Consider the following 20,447-nt stretch of genomic DNA (forward strand, 5'->3'; position numbering starts at 1 on the left):
TTAGACCTTCACGATCTTGACGGCACATTTCTTGAAATCCGTCTGCAGCGAGATCGGGCAGGTTGCATCCAGTGTGACCTTGTTGATGAGCTGGCTCGCATCGAACCAGGGCACGAACACCAGGCCCTTCGGCGGCTGATTGCGGCCGCGCGTTTCAATGCGGGTGCGCATCTTGCCGCGCCGCGAGATCACCTCGACCTCGACACCACGTCGCAGCCCCAGCGCCTTCGCATCTTCCGGATGCATGAAGCAGACCGCGTTCGGGAAGGCGCGATACAGCTCGGGCACCCGGCGCGTCATCGAACCCGAGTGCCAGTGCTCCAGCACGCGGCCGGTCGACAACCAGAACGGGTATTCCTTGTCCGGCACTTCCGGCGGTGCCTCGTAGGGCAGGGCGAAGATCACCGCCTTCCCGTCCGGGTTGCCGTAGAACTGGTAGCCGGTACCGGCCTTGACGTACGGATCGCTGCCTTCTTTGTAGCGCCAGCGCGTCTCTTTGCCGTTGACTACCGGCCAGCGCAATCCGCGCGCCTTGTGATAGTCGTCGAACGGTGCCAAGTCGTGGCCGTGGCCGCGTCCGAAGCTTGCGTACTCCTCGAACAGGCCCTTCTGGAGGTAGAAACCGAATGCCTTGGCTTCGGCATTGTTGTATTCCGGGTCGACATCCTTGAGGGGGAACTTGTCGACGTTGCCGTTGCGGTAGAGCACGTCGTAGAGCGTCTTGCCGCGCAGCTCGGGCTTCTTGGCGATGAGTTCTTCGGGCCAGACTTCTTCAACCTTGAAGCGCTTGGAAAACTCCACCAACTGCCACAGGTCGGAACGCGCCTCCCCCGGTGCATCAACGAGCTGATGCCAGAACTGCGTGCGGCGCTCGGCGTTGCCGTAGGCGCCTTCCTTCTCAACCCACATCGCGCTCGGGAGGATCAGGTCGGCGGCCAGCGCGGTGACGGTGGGGTAAACGTCGGAGACAACGATGAAGTTCTCCGGATTGCGGTAGCCCGGGTAGCCTTCCTGATTGATGTTGGCGCCGGCCTGTATGTTGTTGTTGACCTGCACCCAGTAGGCGTTGAGCTTGCCGTCCTTCAGCATGCGGTTTTGCAGCACGGCGTGATAGCCCGGCTTTGCCGGGATCGTGCCCGCCGGCAGCTTCCAGATGTGCTCCGCTTCTTCGCGGTGCTTCGGGTTGGTCACCACCATGTCGGCCGGCAAGCGGTGCGAGAACGTGCCCACCTCGCGCGCGGTGCCGCAGGCCGAAGGCTGGCCCGTCAACGAGAACGGGCTGTTGCCCGGCGTGGCGATCTTCCCTGTCAGCAGGTGCAGGTTGTAGATCATGTTGTTCGCCCAGGTGCCACGGGTGTGCTGATTGAAACCCATGGTCCAGAACGACACGACCTTGATCTTCGGATCGGCATACAGCTCAGCGAGCTTCTGGAGCTGCTGCTTGAATTCCTTTTCCTTGCTCTTGTCCGGGTTCGCCAGCTTGGTGGTGTAGTCGAGGTCGTACGTCGAGACGAACTTCGCAAACTCGTCGAACGATATCGGCTTGGAGTCGCCCACCTTGTCGGCGTTCTTGGCGGCCTTCTGCAGCGGATTGTCGGGCCGCAGGCCGTAGCCGATGTCGGTCACGCCTTGCTTGAAGACGGTGTGCTTGTTGACGAAGTCTGTGTTGACCTTCTTGTTGGTGATGATGTAGTTCGCGATGTAGTTGAGCATCGCGAGATCGGCCTGCGGCGTGAAGACGATGGGAATGTCGGCCAGATCGAACGAGCGATGCGTGAACGTCGAGAGCACCGCGACCTTCGTCTTGGGTGCGGAGAGGCGCCGGTCTGTCACACGCGACCACAGGATCGGGTGCATCTCCGCCATGTTCGAGCCCCACAGCACGAACGCGTCGGCGACTTCGAAGTCGTCGTAGCAGCCCATCGGCTCGTCCATGCCGAAGGTGCGCATGAAGCCGGCCACCGCCGAAGCCATGCAATGGCGCGCGTTGGGGTCGAGGTTGTTCGAGCGGAAGCCCGCCTTCATCAGCTTGACTGCGGCGTAGCCCTCAAAAACGGTCCATTGACCCGAGCCGAACATGCCGACAGCGGTGGGGCCCTTTTCCTTGATGACGCGCTTGAACTGCGCCGCCATCTCGTCGAACGCGCGGTCCCAGCTCACGGGCGTGAAATCGCCGTTCTTGTCGTATTTGCCATTCTTCATGCGCAGCAGCGGCTGGGTCAGCCGGTCCTTGCCGTACATGATCTTCGAGAGGAAATACCCCTTGACGCAGTTCAGCCCCCGATTGACCTCGGCCTTCGGGTCGCCCTGCGTGGCCACCACGCGGTTGTCCTTGACGGCGACTTCAACGCCGCAGCCCGTGCCGCAGAATCGGCAAGGCGCCTTCGACCACTTGAGCTGCGTCAGCTCTTTGTCGGTGACAAGGTTGGCGGCGCCAGCAGGAAGCGTGACGCCAGCTACCGAAGCGGTGGCGGCGGCGGCGGTCTGCTTAATGAACGCGCGGCGAGAGACTTTCATCGTCCATTTCCTCATTCATGGCGTCGGCCATTTCGTTGTGCTGATAGATCAGGGCGGTGTTCAGCACACCGTCGATCTGTTGAATGAACGTCAGGTGGGCTGCGATGGCGCGCGAGCTGGGCGCCTCAAGCGTGACCACGAGCTTGCCGTTATCGCTGGCCGCATGGATTTCGCTGCCCGCGATGGCTTCGATGGCCTTGCTTACGGATGCAATATGGGTTGGCCGCGTCTGGACCAAGACGCCGGCGATATGCCACTCGTCGTCATCGAGCGGCGCCGGCCGAACAGGGATATCTATTTTTCTTGTGTTTCGCATGACGCTGTTTTGGCGATGCACGCCTTTTTCTAATCAGTGCTGCGCGAACATACAACCCGGCTTGCCCTCGGAACCCCCCCGGGCGTATATCAATGCGTTGGCGGACCGCTCAGCAATTGGGACGCCCAGACGATAAAGCCATATCCGGCCACGATAATGACGGACAGAACCGGCACCATGACGGCCGTCAGAAACAGGAAGCTCCGCAGCTCTTCGGATTTACGTTGCGCGTCGACGTTTTGGGACTGTTCCACGATGACTCGACCAATGAGGGCGGCGCAAATGGCGCGCGAACGTTTTCCAGTAAAGCGAACGTCGCACGGGAATTCAAGGTTTTCGCATGATCCCGGCGTGACATATGTCGCGCAAGCGATATGTTGTTGGGGCCTGATCTAGCGCAAGACTTGCGGAATTCACGCGCCTGAAACATTGACGGGTACCCGCCATAAATACCAGGCCGCGACGGTTCGATATGGGCTCCATGCAAGGCCGAGCGTTTCCATTTGCTTGCGCGTGGGCGTAGTGTCGAGCCGCTTCAGACGGCGATAACCGTCGCGTACGCCGAAATCATCTGCAGGCAGGATGTCGGAGCGCTCCAGCGTGTAGATGAGCAGCATTTCGACCGTCCACCGGCCTACCCCGCGCAGTGTCACCAGCCGATCGACGAGCGCTTCGTCTGACATGGTCAGCGCATGTTCGCGCGTGGGTACGACGCCGTCGAGGGCGGCTTGTGCAATGCCGCGAATGGTCGCCAGTTTGGTCGCAGAGAAACCGCAGGCGCGCAGCGCTGCCTCTTCTGTGGCGAGCACCTGCTGCGGTGCGGGAAAAGCGGCGGCCGGATAGAGCGCGAGGAAACGGCCGAGGATGGCGTCACCGGCCTTGGCGTGCAGCTGCTGATAGGCGATCGCGCGGATCAGCGCTTCATAAGGTTCGCGCCCAGGCTTGGCGGTGTGGCGGCAGGGGCCGATGGCAGCAATATGGCGGGCCCAGTCTTCGTCCAGCGTGGCCAGGAAGGTTGTGGCTTGCCGGTAGGCGCTCTCGGACAGGTCTGCTGCAATGGACATGAGCTGGTTTGCCGGTCAGCCGGCCTTGCGGAACGTGAGGTTGATGCGCTGGCTGCCCAGCAGTGCGTGCGGGTGGTCTTTGACCGGCGCAACGCCGTGATAGCGCAGGCGATCCGGGCCACCCCAGACGACGACATCGCCGTGAAAAAGGGGAATGCGCTGCGTCTTGTCGGCGCGGCGATGTCCGCCAAACAGGAAGACTGCTGGCATGCCGAGCGATACCGAGACGATGGGTGCGCCGTAATCCTGCTCGTCTTTGTCCTGATGCAGCGACATGCGGGCGCCGGGCACATAGCGGTTGATGAGGCACGCGTCTGGCGTGAAGCCGGGGAAGCCCGCTTCAGCAGCGGCGTTGTACGCCAGGCGCGCGAACACATCGGGCAGTGGCGGCCACGCGGCTCCCGTGAGCGGGTCGAGCGTGGCATAGCGGTAGCCGCGGCGGTCTGAGGTCCAGCCCAGGGTGCCACTGTTGGTGAGCGCGACCGACATCTCGAAGCCGCCCGGCGTGACCATGTGGCGGAACGCGGCCTGCTGTGCGATGGCGTCCACCGCCGCCAGCAGGGCCGGCGCATCCGCCAGCGCAAAGCCACGGAAAATAAAGGCCGCCTCGCCGAGCGCGATGCGCGCGTCATCGGCGGGTGCGTGGTCGGCAAACAGATCGCCGGTCGTCATGGTGAACTGGCTATAGCGCGTCGTGGAAGATGATGCCCACAGTATGCCGTCGGCCCGAACGCAGGCGGCTCACACCGTGGCGCAGGTTCACGCGATACGTACCGCGCGTGCCTTGTACAGGGCGATGGTGCACCGCAAAGACCACTGCATCGCCCTTGCGCAGTGGCACCACCTCAGGCCGCGATTGCATTCGTGGGCGCTGCTCCGTCATGACGAATTCGCCGCCGGTGAAATCCAGGCCGGGTTCGGACAGCAGGATGGCCACCTGCAGCGGGAAGACGTGCTCGCCATAGAGATCTTGATGCAGGCAGTTGTAGTCGCCAGGGCCGTATCGCAGGATCAGCGGCGTGGGGCGCAACTGGCCGGCTTCGTGACAGCGGCGCAGGAAATCGGCGTGCTGGGCCGGGTAGCGCACGTCGATGACCATGGCTTGGTTCCAGCGGTTGGCGATGGTCGCCAGCGGCGGGTAGAGCGACGTGCGCAACTGCGCGACCAGGTCCGGCAGCGGATAGGCGAAGTACTGGTATTCGCCGCGCCCGAAGCCATGGCGCTCCATCACCACGCGCGAGCGGTACAGGCGATCCTGCGGATACAGCGCTGCCAGGGCGTCGCACGCATCATGGGTGAGCAGGCTGGGCAATACGGCGCTGCCGAGCTCATTGAGGGCGTCCTCAGCGGCATGCCAGTCAATGCCATCAAGATTGGGAAGGTGCCCCGGGCTGACATGCGCGGCGGCGGAGGAAGGCGGCATATGCGCTCCTTTCGGAGATTCAATATGCCAAGCCTACGCTCACGGGAGTGCGCGTGGCACTCCGGAGCTTGCGGTCAAATTCAGGCTTGCGCGGCGAGGCCGGCGGGCATGTTGGTGGCGGCCAACTTCGTCAACGCGTTGCCGGTGGCGCGGCAGATGCGCCACTCTGGCAGCACATCGGCGCCCATGGCCTCGTAGAAAGCGATGGACGGCGCGTTCCAGTCGAGCACGCTCCACTCGAAGCGGCCGCAGTCGCGCTCTTGTGCCAGGCGCGCGAGGTGGATCAGGAGTGCCTTGCCGATGCCCAGGCCGCGGTACTCCGGCTCCACGAACAAGTCTTCCAGATACAGGCCCGGCTTGCACAGGAAAGTCGAGAAATTGTGGAAGAACAGCGCAAAGCCCACGGCCCGGCCGTCGACTTCTGCCAGCACCGCTTCGCAATACGGGCGCGGCCCGAACAGCATCGTCGCCAGCGCTTCAGGCGTGGTTTGCACGAGGTGCGTGAGCTTTTCGTACTCGGCCAGCGCAGAGATCAGGCGAACGAGCGAGGCGCAGTCGTCGGGTGTGGCAGGGCGCAGAGTGAAGCTGGTCGCTGTGGTTGTCATTGTGGCTGCGATTCCAGTGAGGTTTGGACCAGGCGCGCGACCTGGTCGACGTAATCGGGCGCGAGGCAATCGACCACGTGCCGCTCGGGCGTGCTGCGCAGCCAGGTGATCTGGCGCTTGCAGAGCTGGCGCGTGGCGGCGATGCCTTGTTCGCGCAGAGCCGCCATGTCGATTTCGCCGTCGAGGTACGCCCATGCCTGGCGATAGCCGACGCAGCGGATGGATGGCAGCGTGGGGGAAAGATCGCCACGGCGGCGCAAGCGTTCCACCTCGTCGAGCAGGCCGCCGGCGAGCATCGCATCAAAGCGCTGTGCGATGCGCGCGTGCAGCACGAGGCGGTCGGAGGGCTCCAGCGCGATCGTCAGATACGGCGCAGCTGCATCGTGCTGCTGGAACGCATTCGCGCCAACCTCGCGGGCGAGCAGGGCGGACATCGGCTGACCGGTCAGCCGATACAGTTCGAGCGCACGCTGGATGCGCTGCGCATCGGTCGCGTGCAATCGCGCAGCCGTCACCGGATCGACCAGTGCGAGCTTGGCGTGCAGCGCCGGCCAGCCGTCGCGCGCCGCTTCGGCATCGATTTCCGCGCGGATGGTCGGATCGGCGCCTGGCAAATCGGAGAGGCCTTGCGTAAGCGCCTTGTAGTACAGCATCGTGCCGCCGACGATCAGCGGCAGCCGGCCGCGTGCGCGGATGGCGTCGATCAGCGCGCTCGCATCATTGGCAAACTGCGCGGCGGAATACGCATCGAGCGGATCAATGATGTCGATCAGGTGATGCGGCGCGATGGCCTGTTCTTCGGCGCTGGGCTTGGCCGTGCCGATGTCCATGCCGCGATACACCAGCGCGGAATCCATGCTGATGATCTCCACCGGCCAGCGTTCGGCCAGCTTCAATGCGGCGGCGGTTTTGCCGGACGCGGTGGGCCCGAGCAGGCAAATCGCGCGCGGTGCGCTTGCAGCAGATGCAGTCATCGGTTATTGACCGCGCAGGAACAGGCGATCCAGGTCCGCCACGGTCAACTGGATCCACGTCGGGCGGCCGTGGTTGCACTGGTCGGCGCGTTCGGTGGCTTCCATCTGGCGCAGCAGTGCGTTCATCTCGTCCAGGTTCAGGCGGCGGTTGGCGCGCACTGCAGAGTGGCACGCCAGCGTGGCGAGCAGCTCGTTCTGGCGTTCGGCCAGCACGCGCGAGCCACCGTAGGCCTGCAGATCGCGCAGCACGTCGCGCGCGAGCGCCTGCGCATCCGCCTTCTGCAGCAGCGTTGGCACCGATCGCACGGCCAGCGTGGTGGGCGACACGGCGGAGATATCGAAGCCGAGCAGCGTGAGCGTGTCGCGAAATTCCTCCGCGGTGCCGATCTCCACCGGGCTTGCGGCAAACGTGACCGGAATCAGCAGCGGCTGCACTTCGACGCGTTTGGTTTCCAGCGCGGTCTTGAGCTGTTCGTAGAGGATGCGCTCGTGCGCGGCATGCATGTCGACGAGCACCATGCCGCGCGTGTTCTGCGCCAGCACGTAGATGCCGTGCAACTGAGCCACGGCAAAGCCCAGCGGATAAGCATCGTCGTCATCGACCTGTGGCGCAGCGGGCGGTTCTGCAACGGCCAGCGCTTGCCCGGTCGCGGTGCCGCCGTCGAATAACGTTGCGGCGCTCGGCACATCGGTCATCCACGCGGGGCGGCTGGACGGCATGGGCGCGCTATCCCCGCGCATCATTGACAGGTATTCCGCACGCGGCTGCGCAATGCCGAGCGACGTCTGCCGCGCGGCCATCTGGTTGATCCAACGCGTGGTGTTGTCGGCAGGCGAGGGCGCGGTCGCGACCCCAGCAATCTCGGGCGCATCGGCGATGTCGGTGCGCAGGCTGTCGCCCTGTTCACCGGCGTGGCGGGACAGCGCGCGTTGTACCGCGTGATAGACAAACTGGTGCACCGCGCGGCTGTCGCGAAAGCGCACCTCGATCTTGGATGGATGCACGTTCACGTCCACCGCTTCGGGCGGCAACTCCAGGCACAGCACGTAGGCGGGGAAACGGTCGCCGTGCAGCACGTCTTCATAGGCGCTGCGCACCGCGTGCGTGAGCAGGCGGTCGCGCACGAAGCGGCCGTTGACGTAGAAAAACTGATGATCCGCCCGCCCGCGCGAGGCGGTTGGCAGGCCGGCAAAGCCGAACAGGCGCAGCTCGCCGGCTGATTCTTCGAAAGGCAGGCGCGCGCGCGCGAAGTCGGCGCCAAGCACGGCCGCCGAGCGTGAATCCGCCTGCGTGGCGTTCCAATGCTCCAGCGGCTTGCCGTTGTGATGCACGGAGATGGCCACGTCAGGCCGTGCTAGCGCGGTGCGGCGGATGACCTCCATGCAGTGGCCCAGCTCGGTCTGCTCCGTCTTCAGGAATTTGCGGCGCGCCGGCGTGTTGAAGTACAGATGCTGCACATCGACCGTGGTGCCGACGCCGCCCGAAGCTGGCTGCGCCCGCCCGGTTTGCGCAATGATTTGCGTGGCGTGAGCGTCGTTCGCTGTGCGCGACGTGAGCGTCAGTTCCGCCACCGAGGCAATCGAGGCCAGTGCCTCGCCTCGAAACCCCAGCGTCGCTACCGATTCCAGCTCTTCAAGCGAGCCGATCTTGCTGGTCGCATGCCGCATCAGCGCGACGGGCAGTTCGCCCGCCGGAATGCCGCCGCCATTGTCGGTGATGGCAATGCGCCGCACGCCGCCTTCCTCCAGCTTGATCTGAAGCTGCGTGGCGCCGGCATCCAGCGCGTTTTCCAGCAGCTCCTTGACGACGGATGCCGGCCGTTCCACCACCTCGCCGGCTGCGATCTGGCTGATCAACTGGTCGGGAAGCGGGCGGATGGGGCGGCGGGAAGTCGAGGCGGAAGTCATCGCGGCATTATAAATGTCACGCCCTGTGCGGCGCACCGACGCAAGCCCGGCAAGCGCAAGGGGAAAATTAATTGACATCCGGTATCATTCTCCGCTGCTCAATCGGGGGTTGGTTTGGATATCGTGATGCAACTGGTCGACATTGTTCTGCATGTCGACAAATCGTTGGGACTGCTCATTCAGCAGTACGGCGCGTGGGTCTACGTGCTGCTGTTCGCCATCGTCTTTGCCGAGACCGGGTTGGTGGTGCTGCCCTTCCTGCCGGGCGACACGCTGCTCTTCATTGCTGGCGCGATGTGCGCCACGGGCCAGATGGACGCCTGGCTGCTCATCGTGCTGCTGGTGACTGCCGCGGTAACAGGCAATACCGTCAACTATTTTGTCGGTTCGTGGATCGGGCCCAAGGTATTCGACGGTCACATTCGATTCCTTGATCACCAAGCGCTGCTTAGGACACACGCCTTCTACGAGCGCCATGGCGGCAAAATGCTGGTGATGGCACGCTTCATTCCGGTGGTGCGCACGTTCGCGCCGTTCGTGGCCGGAGTGTCGAAGATGACGTTTGCCAAGTTCCAGCTCTTCAATATGATCGGCGCTGTGCTGTGGGTCGGCTTGTTGGTGCTGACCGGCGACCTGTTCGGCAACGTGCCCATCATCCGCGAGCATCTGAACACCATTGTGCTGATCGGTCTGGGCGCGGCGATTGTGCCGCTGATGCTGGGCGGGCTGTGGAAGTTGCTCAAGCGCCGCCGCGGCGCCGTCGCGCAGAAGTAAGCGTCAGTTCAGGTTCTTGCTCATGGCGCGCAGCGTTGGCATGCGCTCCTTGAGCTTGGCCGTATCGGCTGCATCTGGCCGCGCGTCCACGTAGGCTTCCAGGTCTTCCAGCGCGGGTCGGAAGCACTCCAGGTTGGCGTAGGCCAACCCCCGGTCGCGCACTTCCTCGATCGAATCGGGCAGCAGGATCACCAACCGCTGCTGCACCGCCAGCAGGCGCTGCCAGCGCGATTCCTGCAGATAGATCGCCTTCAGATTGCGCAGCATGCGCGCGATGATCTCGCGGTGCGTGGCCACCTGCAGGAACACCCCGAGCGGCACCGAGTTCGGGTCTTCGATGCCTTCCTTCTCCAGGTACGGGTCGAGCATGTCCTGCAATTCTTCCTTCGACAGTGTCTGCCCTGTCAGCGGATCGAGCACGACCTCGCCTGCAGGAATGCTCATGCGTACCAGGAAGTGGTTGGGAAAAGACACGCCCTTGAGGGGCAGGCCAATCTGCTGGCCGATCTCCATCAGCAGCACCGCCAACGAGATCGGAATGCCGCGCCGGCTCTGCAGCACGGTATTCAGATAGGAGTTCTCGGGATCGTAGTAATCGTTTGCATTGGGCCCGAAGCCCAGCTCGCGATAGAAGAACTGATTGAGCAGGCGCAGGCGCTGGATGGCCGGCGTGCCGTCGGCGATGCGGTTTTTGATCCGCGCGACCAGCACGTCGATGGCGGCCAGCTCTGCCTGCAGGTCCAGATCCGGATACGCGTCCTGCGCAATCGACAGGGCGGTTTCTGTGAGGGGAATGCTGTCGTCGTCCGCGACCAGGGCCGAAAAATAATCGAGGACTTTAGTGGTCATCAGATGGCCTTTTTTCGGAACGTGGAAAACTTCAATCCAGTGAGCCACAGTGTACCGAAATAGACCACCGCGCACAGGACCAGACTTGCCCCCAGCAGCGCGATGCGCACGAGCGGTTTGGCGCCCAGTCCGACCCAATCAAAATTGTGGGCAAGCCACAGCAGCACGCCCGCCAGCAGCAGTACAGCTGACATCACCTGCGCGAGGAACAGCCCCCAGCCCGGCAGCGGGTGGTAATAGCCGCGCCGCCGCAGGCCAAAGAACAGCAGCGCCGCATTGATCGTCGCGCCAAAGCTGATCGACAGCGCCAGCCCCGCGTGTCCGAGAATCGGCACGAAGACATAGTTGGACAGCTGGGTCGCCACCAGCACCACCAGCGCGATCTTCACCGGCGTGCGGATGTCCTGCCGCGCATAGAAGCCTGGCGCCAGGATCTTGATGACGATCAGCCCGATCAGCCCCACGCCGTACGACGTCAGCGCCTGACGCGTCATCTCGACGTCCATGCCGGTGAATTTGCCGTAGTGGAACAGCGTGGCCGTGAGTGGTGCGCCAAACACGAACAGCCCCACTGCCGACGGCACTGCCAGCAGCACCGTCAGCCGCAGGCCCCAGTCGAGCAGCGACGAGTACTCTTCACGGTTGTTGTCGGCGCTTGCCTTCGACAGGCTTGGCAGCAGGATCGTCCCGAGCGCCACGCCCAGCAGTGCGGTCGGGAATTCCATCAGCCGGTCTGCGTAGTTCAGCCACGACACGCTGCCCGTCGGCAGGCGCGATGCAATGTTGGTGTTGATGATCAGGCTGATCTGCGCGACCGACACCGACAGCGTGGCCGGCAACATCTGCTTGAGCACGCGCCGCACGCCCGGGTGGTGCCACGCTGCGCGCACGTTGAACGACACGCGCGGCAGCATGCCCACACGGCGTAATGACGGAATCTGAATGGCCAGCTGCAGGATGCCGCCCACCACCACCGCATAGGCCTGCGCGTAGATGGGCGTTTCAAGATATGGCGCCACAAACACCGCGGCCACGATGAACGACAGGTTCAGCAGCACCGGCGTGAAAGCGGGCACCGCAAATTGCCGCCACGTATTCAGAATGCCCGACGCCAGCGCCACCAACGACACGAGCCCGATGTACGGAAACATCACGCGCGTCATGAAGATCGCCGAGATATAGGCTTGGTTCTCGTGCGCCTTGAAGCCCGTCGCGACAGCGGTGACGATCAACGGCGCGCCGATCACGCCCAGCGCCGAAATGATCACCAGGAACCACGTCATCACCGTGGCCACGGAGTCGACCAGTGCGCGTGTTTCGGCCTCCCCCTGCCGGTTCTTGAATTCGCCCAGGATCGGCACGAACGCTTGCGAGAACGCGCCCTCGGCCGAAAGACGACGCAGCAGGTTCGGGATGCGGAAGGCGACGTTGAAGGCATCGGTGTAAACCGAGGCACCGAAGGCGCGGGCGATCAGCGTCTCGCGAATGAGCCCCGTGATGCGCGAGAGCATCGTTAGGCCGCTGATCGTGGCGAGTGTTTTGAGGAGATTCAAGATGAATGCGTGGTTGGGCGCCGTCTGGGAGGCAAACACGGCGATGGCGGTCTGACCGACGGCGCCATGCGGGGTTCGCGCCCGGCGTGACAGACGTGACCGGAGGGCACAATTGCGGCCGTATTATAGGGACCGGCTCGTCATGCGCCCAAAAGTGCCGCAAAAGCCGCAAACTGCGGTCATCCGGGCGATTTCACAACAGGGTTTGCGTTGGGCGCAGAAGTCTGCGTATAATTGCCGTCTTTCACCAATTTGCGCGCTTCGGCCTTCCGTGTCTCCCGGGGCGCTTGCTACCGTTTCTTCAGGGATTTTTCCATGGCAAACACCGCACAAGCACGCAAGCGCGCACGCCAAGCCGTCGTTCAGAACGCTCACAACTCGGCTCTGCGCTCGCGTCTGCGTACTGCAATCAAGGGCGTCCGCAAGGCCGTGGCCGCTGGCGACAAGACTGCAGCCGCTGCTGCATTCAAGACCGCCCAAAGCACGATCGACAGCATCGCTGACAAGAAGATCGTCCACAAGAACAAGGCTGCACGCGCCAAGTCGCGTCTGTCCGCTGCCATCAAGGCAATGGCTGCCTAAGTTCGGGTGATGCCGGCTAGGCCGGCATGGCGCGGCACGCAATGTCGCGCTCCGGCGATAAAAAAGCCCGTCTTCGGACGGGCTTTTTGCATTCTGTGCGCGCCCCCATGGGCGAGGCGCGGCATCGGATGGACCTGGGAAAACTAGCTTTTCGCGGGCGTGCCGCCTTCGGGCAGGATGCAGGCTTCCACGAGCTGCAGATTGTTGTCGTGCGCGAAGTTCAGCACGAAATCCAGCGCTTTGGGCTCGATGTCGCGCAGGCGCTCGTCGACGAAGACGCTGCGGATGCCGCCTGACATGACCGGGCGCACATAGGGGGAGTAGGTGAAGCGGGGGTCTCCGGTATCACCGGCGGGGCGGAACTGCGCCATCACACCGCACAGCCGATCGGCCCAGTCGCTCGGGCGGAAGGTCTTTCCGTCGCGGGTGACGCCCTGGATAAAGAATTGGCGAGGGTTGGCTGCCATGGACTGCGTGGGGCTGTGGAGATTTGCAAACGACTTCGACCGTGCGGGTGCCGCAACGTTCGAGCGGGGTGCACTTGTGGTGCGGATGATGCGCCTGCCTGGTTGCCGATTCATGAACCGGACGGACCGGCTTGTCGTACCGGTTTGCGGGCGGTCAGGGCATCCGAAGCAGCCAGTATTATATCTTATATAAGACTTTCATCGGCCTTTCACCCGAGCCTTTGTGCTAGCGGGCCCGCGGGGCGTGAAACTCGCCAAACCGGTGGCGATCCCGTATGATGGACTGAATCTTCAACAGGCAAGGCGGCTAGGGCGACGTGCAACGGGATGTTCCCGGTGCGTCATCTGCAGGCCGCCTTCGTTGTTTTATGAACCCACCAAGCTCGATCAAGCACTACCTGCAGTTCAAGGACTTTTCGCTGGAAGAGTACGAATACCTGCTGGACCGTTCCGCGATCCTCAAGGCCAAGTTCAAGAACTACGAGACGTGGCACCCGCTGCACGACCGCACGCTCGCCATGATCTTCGAGAAGAATTCCACGCGTACGCGCCTGTCGTTCGAAGCCGGCATTCACCAGCTCGGCGGCCACGCGGTCTTCCTGAACACGCGCGATTCCCAACTGGGGCGCGGTGAGCCGATTGAAGACGCCGCGCAGGTCATCTCCCGCATGACTGACATCATCATGATCCGCACCTTCGGGCAGGAGATCATCGAACGTTTTGCCGCGCATTCGCGCGTGCCGGTCATCAACGGGCTGACCAACGAATATCACCCGTGCCAGGTGCTGGCCGACATCTTCACCTTCATCGAACAGCGTGGGCCCATCAAGGGCAAGACCGTCACGTGGGTGGGCGATGCCAACAACATGGCGTACACGTGGATCCAGGCGGCTGAGATTCTCGGCTTCCGCTTCCATTTTTCTGCACCGAAGGGCTATCAGCTTGATCCGGCCATGGTGGCTGATTCCGCTTTGCCGTTCGTGCATGTGTTCGAAAGCCCGCTTGAAGCCTGCGATGGCGCGCACCTGGTGACCACCGACGTGTGGACCAGCATGGGCTACGAAGCCGAGAACGAAGCGCGCAAGAAAGCCTTCGGCGACTGGATGGTCACCGAGGCGATGATGCAGCGCGCGCAACCGGATGCGCTGTTCATGCACTGCCTGCCCGCGCACCGCGGCGAGGAAGTCGAGGCGGCCGTCATCGACGGCAAGCAGAGCGTTGTGTGGGATGAGGCGGAAAACCGCCTGCACGTGCAGAAGGCGCTGATGGAATACCTGCTCTGCGGGCGCTATTGAGCCCAGCGGCCAAGCCCGCAGCCATGAAAAAGGCCGCTCCGATTGACGTCGGAGCGGCCTTTTTGCCTTGAAGCGGCAGGCGGTTACTTCTTGCCGCCGTCGAGCTGGGGCAGTGCGTTGGCGGTACCAAGCGACAGCAGGCCGGCCTTCGAGTAGATCGACAGCTTGTCGCGCGTGTCCATCAGGTCCAGGTTGCGCATGGTCAGTTGGCCGATGCGGTCGGCGGGGCTGAACGGTGCGTCTTCAACCTTCTCCATCGACAGACGCTCAGGTGCGTAGGTCAGGTTCGGCGATTCGGTGTTCAGGATCGAGTAGTCGTTGCCGCGGCGCAGTTCCAGCGTGACGGTGCCGGTCACGGCGCGGGCCACCCAGCGCTGGGCGGTTTCGCGCAGCATGATGGCCTGCGGATCGAACCAGCGGCCCTGGTACAGCAGACGGCCCAGGCGCAGGCCGTTGATGCGGTACTGCTCGATGGTGTCTTCGTTGTGGATGCCGGTCACCAGGCGCTCGTAGGCGATGTGCAGCAGCGCCATGCCCGGGGCTTCGTAGATGCCGCGGCTCTTGGCTTCGATGATGCGGTTTTCGATCTGATCGCTCATGCCCAGGCCGTGGCGGCCGCCGATGCGATTCAGCTCCAGGAACATCTCCACCGGGTCGGCGATTTCGCGGCCGTTGACGGCGACCGGACGGCCTTCGTCGAAGGTGACCGACACTTCTTCCGCCTTGACCTCGACTTCCGGCTTCCAGAACGCCACACCCATGATCGGGTTGACGATGCGGATGCCGCTGTTCAGGTGCTCCAGGTCCTTGGCCTCATGCGTGGCGCCCAGCATGTTGCTGTCCGTCGAGTAGGCTTTTTCGGCACTCATCTTGTAGCCGAAACCTTCCTTGGTCATGAAGGCCGACATTTCGGCGCGGCCGCCCAGCTCGTCGATGAAGGCCTGGTCCAGCCAGGGCTTGTAGATTTTCAGTGCCGGGTTGGTCAGCAGGCCGTAGCGGTAGAAGCGCTCGATGTCGTTGCCCTTGAAGGTCGAGCCGTCGCCCCAGATGTTGACGTCGTCTTCCTTCATGGCAGCGACCAGCATGGTGCCGGTTACGGCGCGGCCCAGCGGCGTGGTGTTGAAGTACGTGATGCCGCCGGTGCTGATGTGGAAGGCGCCGGCCTGGATGGCGGCAATGCCTTCATTGGCAAGTTGCGGGCGGCACTCGATCAGGCGAGCCTTCTCTGCACCGTACTCCATGGCCTTGCGCGGGATGGCATCGTAGTCTTCCTCGTCGGGCTGGCCGAGATTGGCGGTGTAGGCGTACGGCAGGGCGCCTTTGTTCTTCATCCAGCGCAGCGCGGCGCTGGTGTCGAGACCGCCGGAGAAGGCAATGCCGACTTTCTGGCCGACGGGAACGTGTTGCAGGATGGTTTCCATACTCTTTCTCTTCAGATGATCGCTGCTGGCGCTTAGGCGCGCTTAGGCATAGTGGCAGATGTAGTGGTAGGCCTCGGTCACCCGAATGTCGAACTTCGAGTTGGCCGGAACCTGGAAGCTTTCGCCGGCGCCGGACGTCTTCCACTCATCGGAGCCGTCGAGCTTGTATTCGCACGAACCGCCCACGCACTCCATGATCTCGGCTGCGGCTGTCCCGAAGGTCAGCGTGGCCGGCAGCACCACGCCCACGGACTTCTTGGTGCCGTCGGGCAGGGTAAAGCTGTGACTGACGCACTTTCCGTCAAAGTACACATTGGCCTTGGTGGTCAGGCGGACGCCGTCAAAGGTTTCGGTGGTCATGAAATGGAACGCGAAAAGGGAAGTCGTAGGGTCAAACCAGCCATTTTAGGCCATTGGGTCGACCGCGGGTACGTCAAGCGAGGGGCAGGCCGGGTCCAGACGGACGGGATGTGGCGCAAGGCTCTCAAGAAGCCGTCCGCCGGGCTATTTACACCACCACGGGTTCGGGTTCGATGCGTACGCCAAAGCGCGTATGAACCGCGTCCTGGATCTCGCGCGCCAGCGTCATCAACTGGACCGCGCTGCCGCCGCCACGGTGCACCAGCACCAGCGCCTGCTTCTCATACACGCCCACAGCGCCGCTCTGCCGACCCTTGAAGCCGCATTGATCGATCAACCAGCCGGCGGCAAGCTTGTAGGTGCCGTTCGGCTGTGCATATCCGACCAGATTCGGGAAGCGCGCAACCAGCGCATCGCGCGTAGCGGCATCGACGATGGGGTTCTTGAAGAAGCTGCCCGCGTTGCCGATCTCCGCCGGGTCGGGTAGCTTGCGGCGGCGGATAGTGACCACCGCATCGAAGATGTCCTGCGCAGTCGGGCTGGCGATGTTTTGCGCGGCCAGCTCGCGTGCGAGTTCGGCGTAGTGCGTGTCGGGCTGCCAGTCGACCGGCAGGGCGAAGGTCACCTCGGTGATGACGTAGCGATCGGCACCGGCGCGTTTGAAGACGCTGTCGCGGTAGCCAAAGGCGCAATCGGCGGCGGTAAGGGTGACGAACTCGCCGGCGTGGCGGTCGTATGCGCACAGGGAGTGGAAGCGGTCCTTGATCTCGACGCCGTATGCGCCGATGTTCTGGATGGGGGCCGCGCCCACCGTACCGGGAATCAGTGCGAGGTTTTCCAGCCCAGGCAAGCCATGGGAGACGGTGTGAGCCACCAGGCCGTGCCACGATTCGCCGCCGCCTGCGGTGACGGTGTGGACTTCGCGGCCCTCGACCGTGCTTTGGCCGGCGGCGATGCCCGGAATCTCCATCAGCAGCACGAGGCCTTCGAAATCGCGCGTGAGCACGACGTTGCTGCCGCCACCCAGCACCAGAACAGGCAGGCCCTGCACGCGCGGGTCGGCCAGCGCGGCGGGAATGTCTTCCGGCGTGCGCACGTGCGCGGCGTAGCGGGCGGTGGCCTCAAAACGGAACGTGTTGTGCTGGCCTAGGGGATAATGCGTGTCGAGCAACGCCATGGCGCCAAATCTGCTGGGAAAGCCGAGATTATAGAAGCCATGGCACACGCGGCACCCGCAGCGAGGCGCCGCAGCAACCCGAATTCAAGTCTGCAAGGAGAACAGGATGCCGTCGTTTGACGTGGTATGCGAAGCCAACATGGTGGAAGTGAAGAACGCCGTGGAACAGGCCAACAAAGAGATTTCGACGCGATTCGACTTCAAGGGCTCGGACTCCCGGGTCGAGCACAAGGAGCAGGAACTGACCTTGTTTGCCGATGACGATTTCAAGATCGGCCAGGTGAACGATGTGCTGATGAACAAGCTCGCCAAGCGCAACGTCGACGTGCGCTTCCTTGACTACCAGGACAAGCAGAAAATCGGCGGCGACAAGATGAAGCAGGTCGTCAAGATCAAGAAGGGTGTCTCTGGCGACCTGGCCAAGAAGATCGTCAAGACGATCAAGGACAGCAAGATCAAGGTGCAGGCAAGCATTCAGGGCGATGCGGTGCGTGTGACCGGCGCCAAGCGCGATGACCTGCAAAGCGTGATTGCCATGCTGCGCAAGGACGTGAGCGACACGCCGCTGGATTTCAATAACTTCCGCGACTGAGCCCGTCGCGCTTCCAAGCAAAACGCCCCGCACGAGCGGGGCGTTTGCATTTGCAGCGGCAAAACCTCACTGCGACAGCTTGGTCACCTTGAGTGCAGGATCCGCGGCGATGGCGGCTTCCGAGAACGGCAGCCGGTTCCAGCGCTTGGCAGAGAACTCGCGCATCTGGTCGAACGCATGCGACGATGCCGGATCGGTCGATTCACCGTAGGTCAGCAGCGCATCGGCCACGGGGCCCTGATCGTCGAACGTGACGGTCTGGATGTAGCTGGTGCCGAAATACACCTGCAAGCCCTTCGGCCCGATCGGCGTGCTTTGCAGCTTGTTCAGCACGCCTTCGTATTCCTCGCCGCCATGCAGGGCGATGTCGCCGCCCGGCGCGTGGGCCGCTTGGACAGTGCCCAGCGGCGCATCCAGCGCAAAGCCGGCGGTGCGGACGGCGCCCACGGCATCTTTCAACGCTTTGAACACGGCCGTGCGCACGGTTGCATCGCTCATGCGCAGGTTGCGCGGTGTGTGGATCGGATCAGCCGGGTTGAAGTCGACCGCGTAGACATGGGGGATGTCCTTGGCGCGCATCCAGAACTCGCGGAACAGGTGCGCGGCGCGGGCGTCGACGTTGTCCGTGAGGTTCCATTGCGCGAGGGCAGCGCAGCCGTCGCGCACATCGGCATCGAGGTTGGCCGTGGCCTTGCAGGCGGCCAGTAGATCGTCGCGCACGAGGTGGCCGGCGAGGTTGGCATCGCGGAAGATCATCGCCTGCAGGTTCGGCAGGTTGACCTTGTTGCCGGGCAGCCCGTCGGTGCCGGCGAGGCGGCGCTCGATCTCGATCAGGCCGATGCGGGTGCGCAGGCGTTGCGGCACGTCGGTCGAGCCCATCACCGGCGAGAAGCCCGTCAGCTTCTGCGCCGGATTGCTTAGCCACGAGCTGTCGTTGCTGTTCGCGACGTAGTCATCGCGCTCCAGCACCGGCATGCGTGCGGGGGCCACCAAGCCTGGCACCGGCGACGCCGGATCGACCCGCCAGTTGCACGCACTGCGTGAGCCATCGAGCAGCACCAAGCCCACGCCCTTGAAGAGCTTGTCGGCCAGCGGAGAGGGCGCACAACGCTTGAGCGCTTCAGCCGACACATCCGGCGTGGTTGAAACGTCGGCAAACAGCGCACGGCCGTTGCGGTCGGTGGCAATGGTGTTCACCCAGGGGATGCCGAGGTTGCTGATGGCCTGCCGGATGCCCGCCACGTCCTTGGCCTGCGCGATATGCAGCCACGTATCGATGGAGCGCGTGTTGTTGCGATTGACGTCGCGTAGCGTGTAGGCCTTCTGTGTGGTCCACGGCATGCCGCCGGCCGGCATCGACAGCACCGGCCCGTACACCGTGTTGTAGAAGGTGTGGGTGCGATGCTCGATGCGGCCGTCCGGCAGCTTCACGTCAAAGGCCACGGTGCGCGTGGTCATCTTGTGCGGCTTGCCGTCGATCAGGTAGGTGGTCGGATCGCCCTCGGCAAGCTTCAGTTCGAACAGCGTGAAGCGGCGGCCGGTGGAAACGGTGTGCGTCCATGCCACGTCTTTGTTGAAGCCGATGCTGACGACGGGGAACGCGGCAATCGACGCGCCCATCACGTCCAGCTTGCCCGGCACGGTCAGGTGGACCTGGTAGAAGCGGTTGGTGGTTGTCCACGGGAAGTGCGGGTTGCCGAGCAGCACACCCCGACCGGTATCGGTGGCGGCCTTGCCGAAGGCCCAGCCGTTGGAGCCGATCGGCATGTCGCGCAGTTGCAGGTCGCGGTCGAGTGCAGCGGTGTCGACGGCATGCGGTGGAACGACCGCTGAGGCAGGCGCGCCGCCCGGCGGCTGCGCGGCGACGATGCTCGCCAGCATGGCGCCCGCGCTGGCCTGGATGGCCTTCTCTTCGCCCATCAGCATCATGTCGGCCACTGTAAGCGGGCGCACCCATTCCGCATTGCGGCAGGCTGCCGGGCGGTTCGCGGCCGGCGTGTCTTTCAGATAGCGGTTGTAGCCCGCGATGTAGCCGCGCAGCAGCTCGCGCGCTTCAGGCGACATCTGTGCATAGCCAGCGCGCAGGCCAGCTTCATCAAACGCACTCTTGAAGAAAGCGTCGGCTTGCGTGTTGGGCACCGGCTTGAACGACACCACGACGGTGCCGTCCGGCCCGAATGTCTTCGAGCGCTCGCCGTTGACGGTGACGACCTGGTCGGCGAGCAGGCACACGTTGTCCTGCGCATAGGCATAGGCCATCCCGAAGCCGAGGCTGGCGTAGTCGTTGGCCCGGATGTGCGGAATGCCGAAGCGGGTGCGGCTGATTTCGGCCGAAAGGCCGGTGTCCGAAGGCGTGGCCCAGCCGCTGTCTGTGCTGGCGCAGCCGGCCAGCGCCGCAAGCGCGGCCGTGGCAAGCGTGGCGCGCAATGCGAATCCCTGCATGAATCGCTGCATCGTGCGTTGTCTCCTGATGTCGGTGTTGTTATGGCGGTCGCGTCTGCGCGCAGCCGTCGCCGCATCGTCAATCGGGCCAGTCCTATTCGAAAGAGGTATTCCCGCCAAAGTTGGGG

Annotated in this window: 20 protein-coding genes; 4 read left to right on the forward strand and 16 right to left on the reverse strand. The window is 63.6% G+C overall.

Translation table 11 applies throughout. From position 1 onward, the window contains the following. The 9 genes from napA to mutL all read right to left on the reverse strand — a co-directional run bounded on the left by napA (position 1) and on the right by mutL (position 8,807). Complete coding sequence (napA, locus tag BG83_RS0100420) at positions 1 to 2,517, reverse strand: periplasmic nitrate reductase subunit alpha (RefSeq protein WP_024974863.1); 2,517 nt, start codon at positions 2,515 to 2,517, stop codon at positions 1 to 3. Further along, positions 2,489 to 2,833, reverse strand: a complete 345-nt coding sequence (locus BG83_RS0100425) for a chaperone NapD (protein ID WP_024974864.1) — start codon at positions 2,831 to 2,833, stop codon at positions 2,489 to 2,491. The genes napA and BG83_RS0100425 overlap by 29 nt, the downstream gene beginning before the upstream one ends. An 89-nt stretch (positions 2,834 to 2,922) precedes the next feature. Beyond that, positions 2,923 to 3,087: a periplasmic nitrate reductase, NapE protein gene (napE, locus tag BG83_RS28465; RefSeq protein ID WP_080693634.1), complete on the reverse strand. Its 165-nt coding sequence runs from the start codon at positions 3,085 to 3,087 to the stop codon at positions 2,923 to 2,925. 159 nt (positions 3,088 to 3,246) lie between these two features. Continuing rightward, the gene (locus BG83_RS0100435; RefSeq protein WP_024974865.1) at positions 3,247 to 3,897 is read right to left on the reverse strand and encodes a DNA-3-methyladenine glycosylase family protein; all 651 of its coding nucleotides are present in this window, start codon (positions 3,895 to 3,897) and stop codon (positions 3,247 to 3,249) included. Positions 3,898 to 3,912: 15 nt separating this feature from the next. Further along, positions 3,913 to 4,569 (reverse strand): DNA oxidative demethylase AlkB, encoded by a 657-nt coding sequence (gene alkB, locus BG83_RS0100440; RefSeq protein WP_024974866.1) that lies wholly within the window; start codon positions 4,567 to 4,569, stop codon positions 3,913 to 3,915. A 10-nt stretch (positions 4,570 to 4,579) separates the two neighbouring features. Next, positions 4,580 to 5,320 carry a 2OG-Fe(II) oxygenase gene (locus BG83_RS0100445; RefSeq protein ID WP_024974867.1) on the reverse strand — a complete coding sequence of 247 codons (741 nt, stop codon included), beginning with the start codon at positions 5,318 to 5,320 and terminating at the stop codon, positions 4,580 to 4,582. A gap of 80 nt (positions 5,321 to 5,400) precedes the next feature. Next, positions 5,401 to 5,925, reverse strand: a complete 525-nt coding sequence (locus tag BG83_RS0100450; RefSeq protein WP_024974868.1) for a GNAT family N-acetyltransferase — start codon at positions 5,923 to 5,925, stop codon at positions 5,401 to 5,403. Next, entirely contained in the window at positions 5,922 to 6,899 is a 978-nt protein-coding gene (gene miaA / locus BG83_RS0100455) for a tRNA (adenosine(37)-N6)-dimethylallyltransferase MiaA (protein ID WP_024974869.1), read from the reverse strand. Before miaA ends, BG83_RS0100450 begins: the two co-directional genes overlap by 4 nt. 3 nt (positions 6,900 to 6,902) lie before the next feature. Continuing rightward, complete coding sequence (mutL, locus tag BG83_RS0100460; protein ID WP_024974870.1) at positions 6,903 to 8,807, reverse strand: DNA mismatch repair endonuclease MutL; 1,905 nt, start codon at positions 8,805 to 8,807, stop codon at positions 6,903 to 6,905. Between the two features lie 126 nt (positions 8,808 to 8,933). Between mutL and BG83_RS0100465 the strand changes: the two genes are divergently transcribed. Continuing rightward, a complete protein-coding gene (locus BG83_RS0100465; RefSeq protein WP_037031467.1) occupies positions 8,934 to 9,581 on the forward strand; it encodes a VTT domain-containing protein in 648 nt (215 codons plus the stop codon). A 3-nt stretch (positions 9,582 to 9,584) separates the two neighbouring features. On the opposite strand, the gene BG83_RS0100470 is transcribed toward BG83_RS0100465, so the two are convergent. Then, entirely contained in the window at positions 9,585 to 10,430 is an 846-nt protein-coding gene (locus BG83_RS0100470; RefSeq protein WP_024974872.1) for a SirB1 family protein, read from the reverse strand. Further along, entirely contained in the window at positions 10,430 to 11,983 is a 1,554-nt protein-coding gene (gene murJ / locus BG83_RS0100475; protein WP_037031472.1) for a murein biosynthesis integral membrane protein MurJ, read from the reverse strand. The genes BG83_RS0100470 and murJ overlap by 1 nt, the downstream gene beginning before the upstream one ends. A 315-nt stretch (positions 11,984 to 12,298) precedes the next feature. On the opposite strand from murJ, the gene rpsT reads away from it, so the two are divergent. Next, entirely contained in the window at positions 12,299 to 12,565 is a 267-nt protein-coding gene (gene rpsT / locus BG83_RS0100480) for a 30S ribosomal protein S20 (protein WP_004631753.1), read from the forward strand. A gap of 143 nt (positions 12,566 to 12,708) precedes the next feature. Here the strand turns inward: rpsT and BG83_RS0100485 are convergent, their stop codons facing one another. After that, the gene (locus tag BG83_RS0100485) at positions 12,709 to 13,032 is read right to left on the reverse strand and encodes a DUF3579 domain-containing protein (protein WP_024974874.1); all 324 of its coding nucleotides are present in this window, start codon (positions 13,030 to 13,032) and stop codon (positions 12,709 to 12,711) included. Between the two features lie 368 nt (positions 13,033 to 13,400). Between BG83_RS0100485 and argF the strand changes: the two genes are divergently transcribed. Then, on the forward strand, positions 13,401 to 14,327 hold the full coding sequence (gene argF, locus BG83_RS0100490; protein WP_024974875.1) for an ornithine carbamoyltransferase: 927 nt from the start codon (positions 13,401 to 13,403) through the stop codon (positions 14,325 to 14,327). An 83-nt stretch (positions 14,328 to 14,410) separates the two neighbouring features. On the opposite strand, the gene argG is transcribed toward argF, so the two are convergent. The 3 genes from argG to murB all read right to left on the reverse strand — a co-directional run bounded on the left by argG (position 14,411) and on the right by murB (position 17,285). Continuing rightward, positions 14,411 to 15,748 carry an argininosuccinate synthase gene (argG, locus tag BG83_RS0100495; RefSeq protein WP_024974876.1) on the reverse strand — a complete coding sequence of 446 codons (1,338 nt, stop codon included), beginning with the start codon at positions 15,746 to 15,748 and terminating at the stop codon, positions 14,411 to 14,413. A 42-nt stretch (positions 15,749 to 15,790) separates the two neighbouring features. Further along, entirely contained in the window at positions 15,791 to 16,108 is a 318-nt protein-coding gene (locus tag BG83_RS0100500) for a pyrimidine/purine nucleoside phosphorylase (RefSeq protein WP_024974877.1), read from the reverse strand. Between the two features lie 148 nt (positions 16,109 to 16,256). Next, a complete protein-coding gene (gene murB / locus BG83_RS0100505) occupies positions 16,257 to 17,285 on the reverse strand; it encodes a UDP-N-acetylmuramate dehydrogenase (RefSeq protein WP_024974878.1) in 1,029 nt (342 codons plus the stop codon). 106 nt (positions 17,286 to 17,391) lie between these two features. Here murB and BG83_RS0100510 point away from each other — a divergent pair, with 106 nt between their 5' ends. Then, complete coding sequence (locus BG83_RS0100510) at positions 17,392 to 17,877, forward strand: YajQ family cyclic di-GMP-binding protein (protein ID WP_009241389.1); 486 nt, start codon at positions 17,392 to 17,394, stop codon at positions 17,875 to 17,877. Positions 17,878 to 17,943: 66 nt separating this feature from the next. On the opposite strand, the gene BG83_RS0100515 is transcribed toward BG83_RS0100510, so the two are convergent. Then, positions 17,944 to 20,331 (reverse strand): acylase, encoded by a 2,388-nt coding sequence (locus BG83_RS0100515; protein WP_024974879.1) that lies wholly within the window; start codon positions 20,329 to 20,331, stop codon positions 17,944 to 17,946. Positions 20,332 to 20,447 lie beyond the last annotated feature (116 nt).

It is taken from the genome of Ralstonia pickettii, assembly GCF_000607165.1.
Taxonomy (GTDB): domain Bacteria; phylum Pseudomonadota; class Gammaproteobacteria; order Burkholderiales; family Burkholderiaceae; genus Ralstonia; species Ralstonia holmesii.

What these genes read in the sequence shown, in the direction of transcription:
- BG83_RS0100510 (WP_009241389.1), top strand. Translation starts at nt 17,392, where the DNA reads ATGCCGTCGTTTGACGTGGTATGCGAAGCCAACATGGTGGAAGTGAAG.
- BG83_RS0100425 (WP_024974864.1), bottom strand. Translation starts at nt 2,833, where the DNA reads ATGCGAAACACAAGAAAAATAGATATCCCTGTTCGGCCGGCGCCGCTC.
- BG83_RS0100450 (WP_024974868.1), bottom strand. Translation starts at nt 5,925, where the DNA reads ATGACAACCACAGCGACCAGCTTCACTCTGCGCCCTGCCACACCCGAC.
- rpsT (WP_004631753.1), top strand. Translation starts at nt 12,299, where the DNA reads ATGGCAAACACCGCACAAGCACGCAAGCGCGCACGCCAAGCCGTCGTT.
- napA (WP_024974863.1), bottom strand. Translation starts at nt 2,517, where the DNA reads ATGAAAGTCTCTCGCCGCGCGTTCATTAAGCAGACCGCCGCCGCCGCC.
- argF (WP_024974875.1), top strand. Translation starts at nt 13,401, where the DNA reads ATGAACCCACCAAGCTCGATCAAGCACTACCTGCAGTTCAAGGACTTT.
- miaA (WP_024974869.1), bottom strand. Translation starts at nt 6,899, where the DNA reads ATGACTGCATCTGCTGCAAGCGCACCGCGCGCGATTTGCCTGCTCGGG.
- BG83_RS0100465 (WP_037031467.1), top strand. Translation starts at nt 8,934, where the DNA reads ATGCAACTGGTCGACATTGTTCTGCATGTCGACAAATCGTTGGGACTG.
- BG83_RS0100515 (WP_024974879.1), bottom strand. Translation starts at nt 20,331, where the DNA reads ATGCAGCGATTCATGCAGGGATTCGCATTGCGCGCCACGCTTGCCACG.
- mutL (WP_024974870.1), bottom strand. Translation starts at nt 8,807, where the DNA reads ATGACTTCCGCCTCGACTTCCCGCCGCCCCATCCGCCCGCTTCCCGAC.
- murB (WP_024974878.1), bottom strand. Translation starts at nt 17,285, where the DNA reads ATGGCGTTGCTCGACACGCATTATCCCCTAGGCCAGCACAACACGTTC.
- BG83_RS0100445 (WP_024974867.1), bottom strand. Translation starts at nt 5,320, where the DNA reads ATGCCGCCTTCCTCCGCCGCCGCGCATGTCAGCCCGGGGCACCTTCCC.
- BG83_RS0100470 (WP_024974872.1), bottom strand. Translation starts at nt 10,430, where the DNA reads ATGACCACTAAAGTCCTCGATTATTTTTCGGCCCTGGTCGCGGACGAC.
- BG83_RS0100435 (WP_024974865.1), bottom strand. Translation starts at nt 3,897, where the DNA reads ATGTCCATTGCAGCAGACCTGTCCGAGAGCGCCTACCGGCAAGCCACA.
- BG83_RS0100485 (WP_024974874.1), bottom strand. Translation starts at nt 13,032, where the DNA reads ATGGCAGCCAACCCTCGCCAATTCTTTATCCAGGGCGTCACCCGCGAC.
- argG (WP_024974876.1), bottom strand. Translation starts at nt 15,748, where the DNA reads ATGGAAACCATCCTGCAACACGTTCCCGTCGGCCAGAAAGTCGGCATT.
- BG83_RS0100500 (WP_024974877.1), bottom strand. Translation starts at nt 16,108, where the DNA reads ATGACCACCGAAACCTTTGACGGCGTCCGCCTGACCACCAAGGCCAAT.
- alkB (WP_024974866.1), bottom strand. Translation starts at nt 4,569, where the DNA reads ATGACGACCGGCGATCTGTTTGCCGACCACGCACCCGCCGATGACGCG.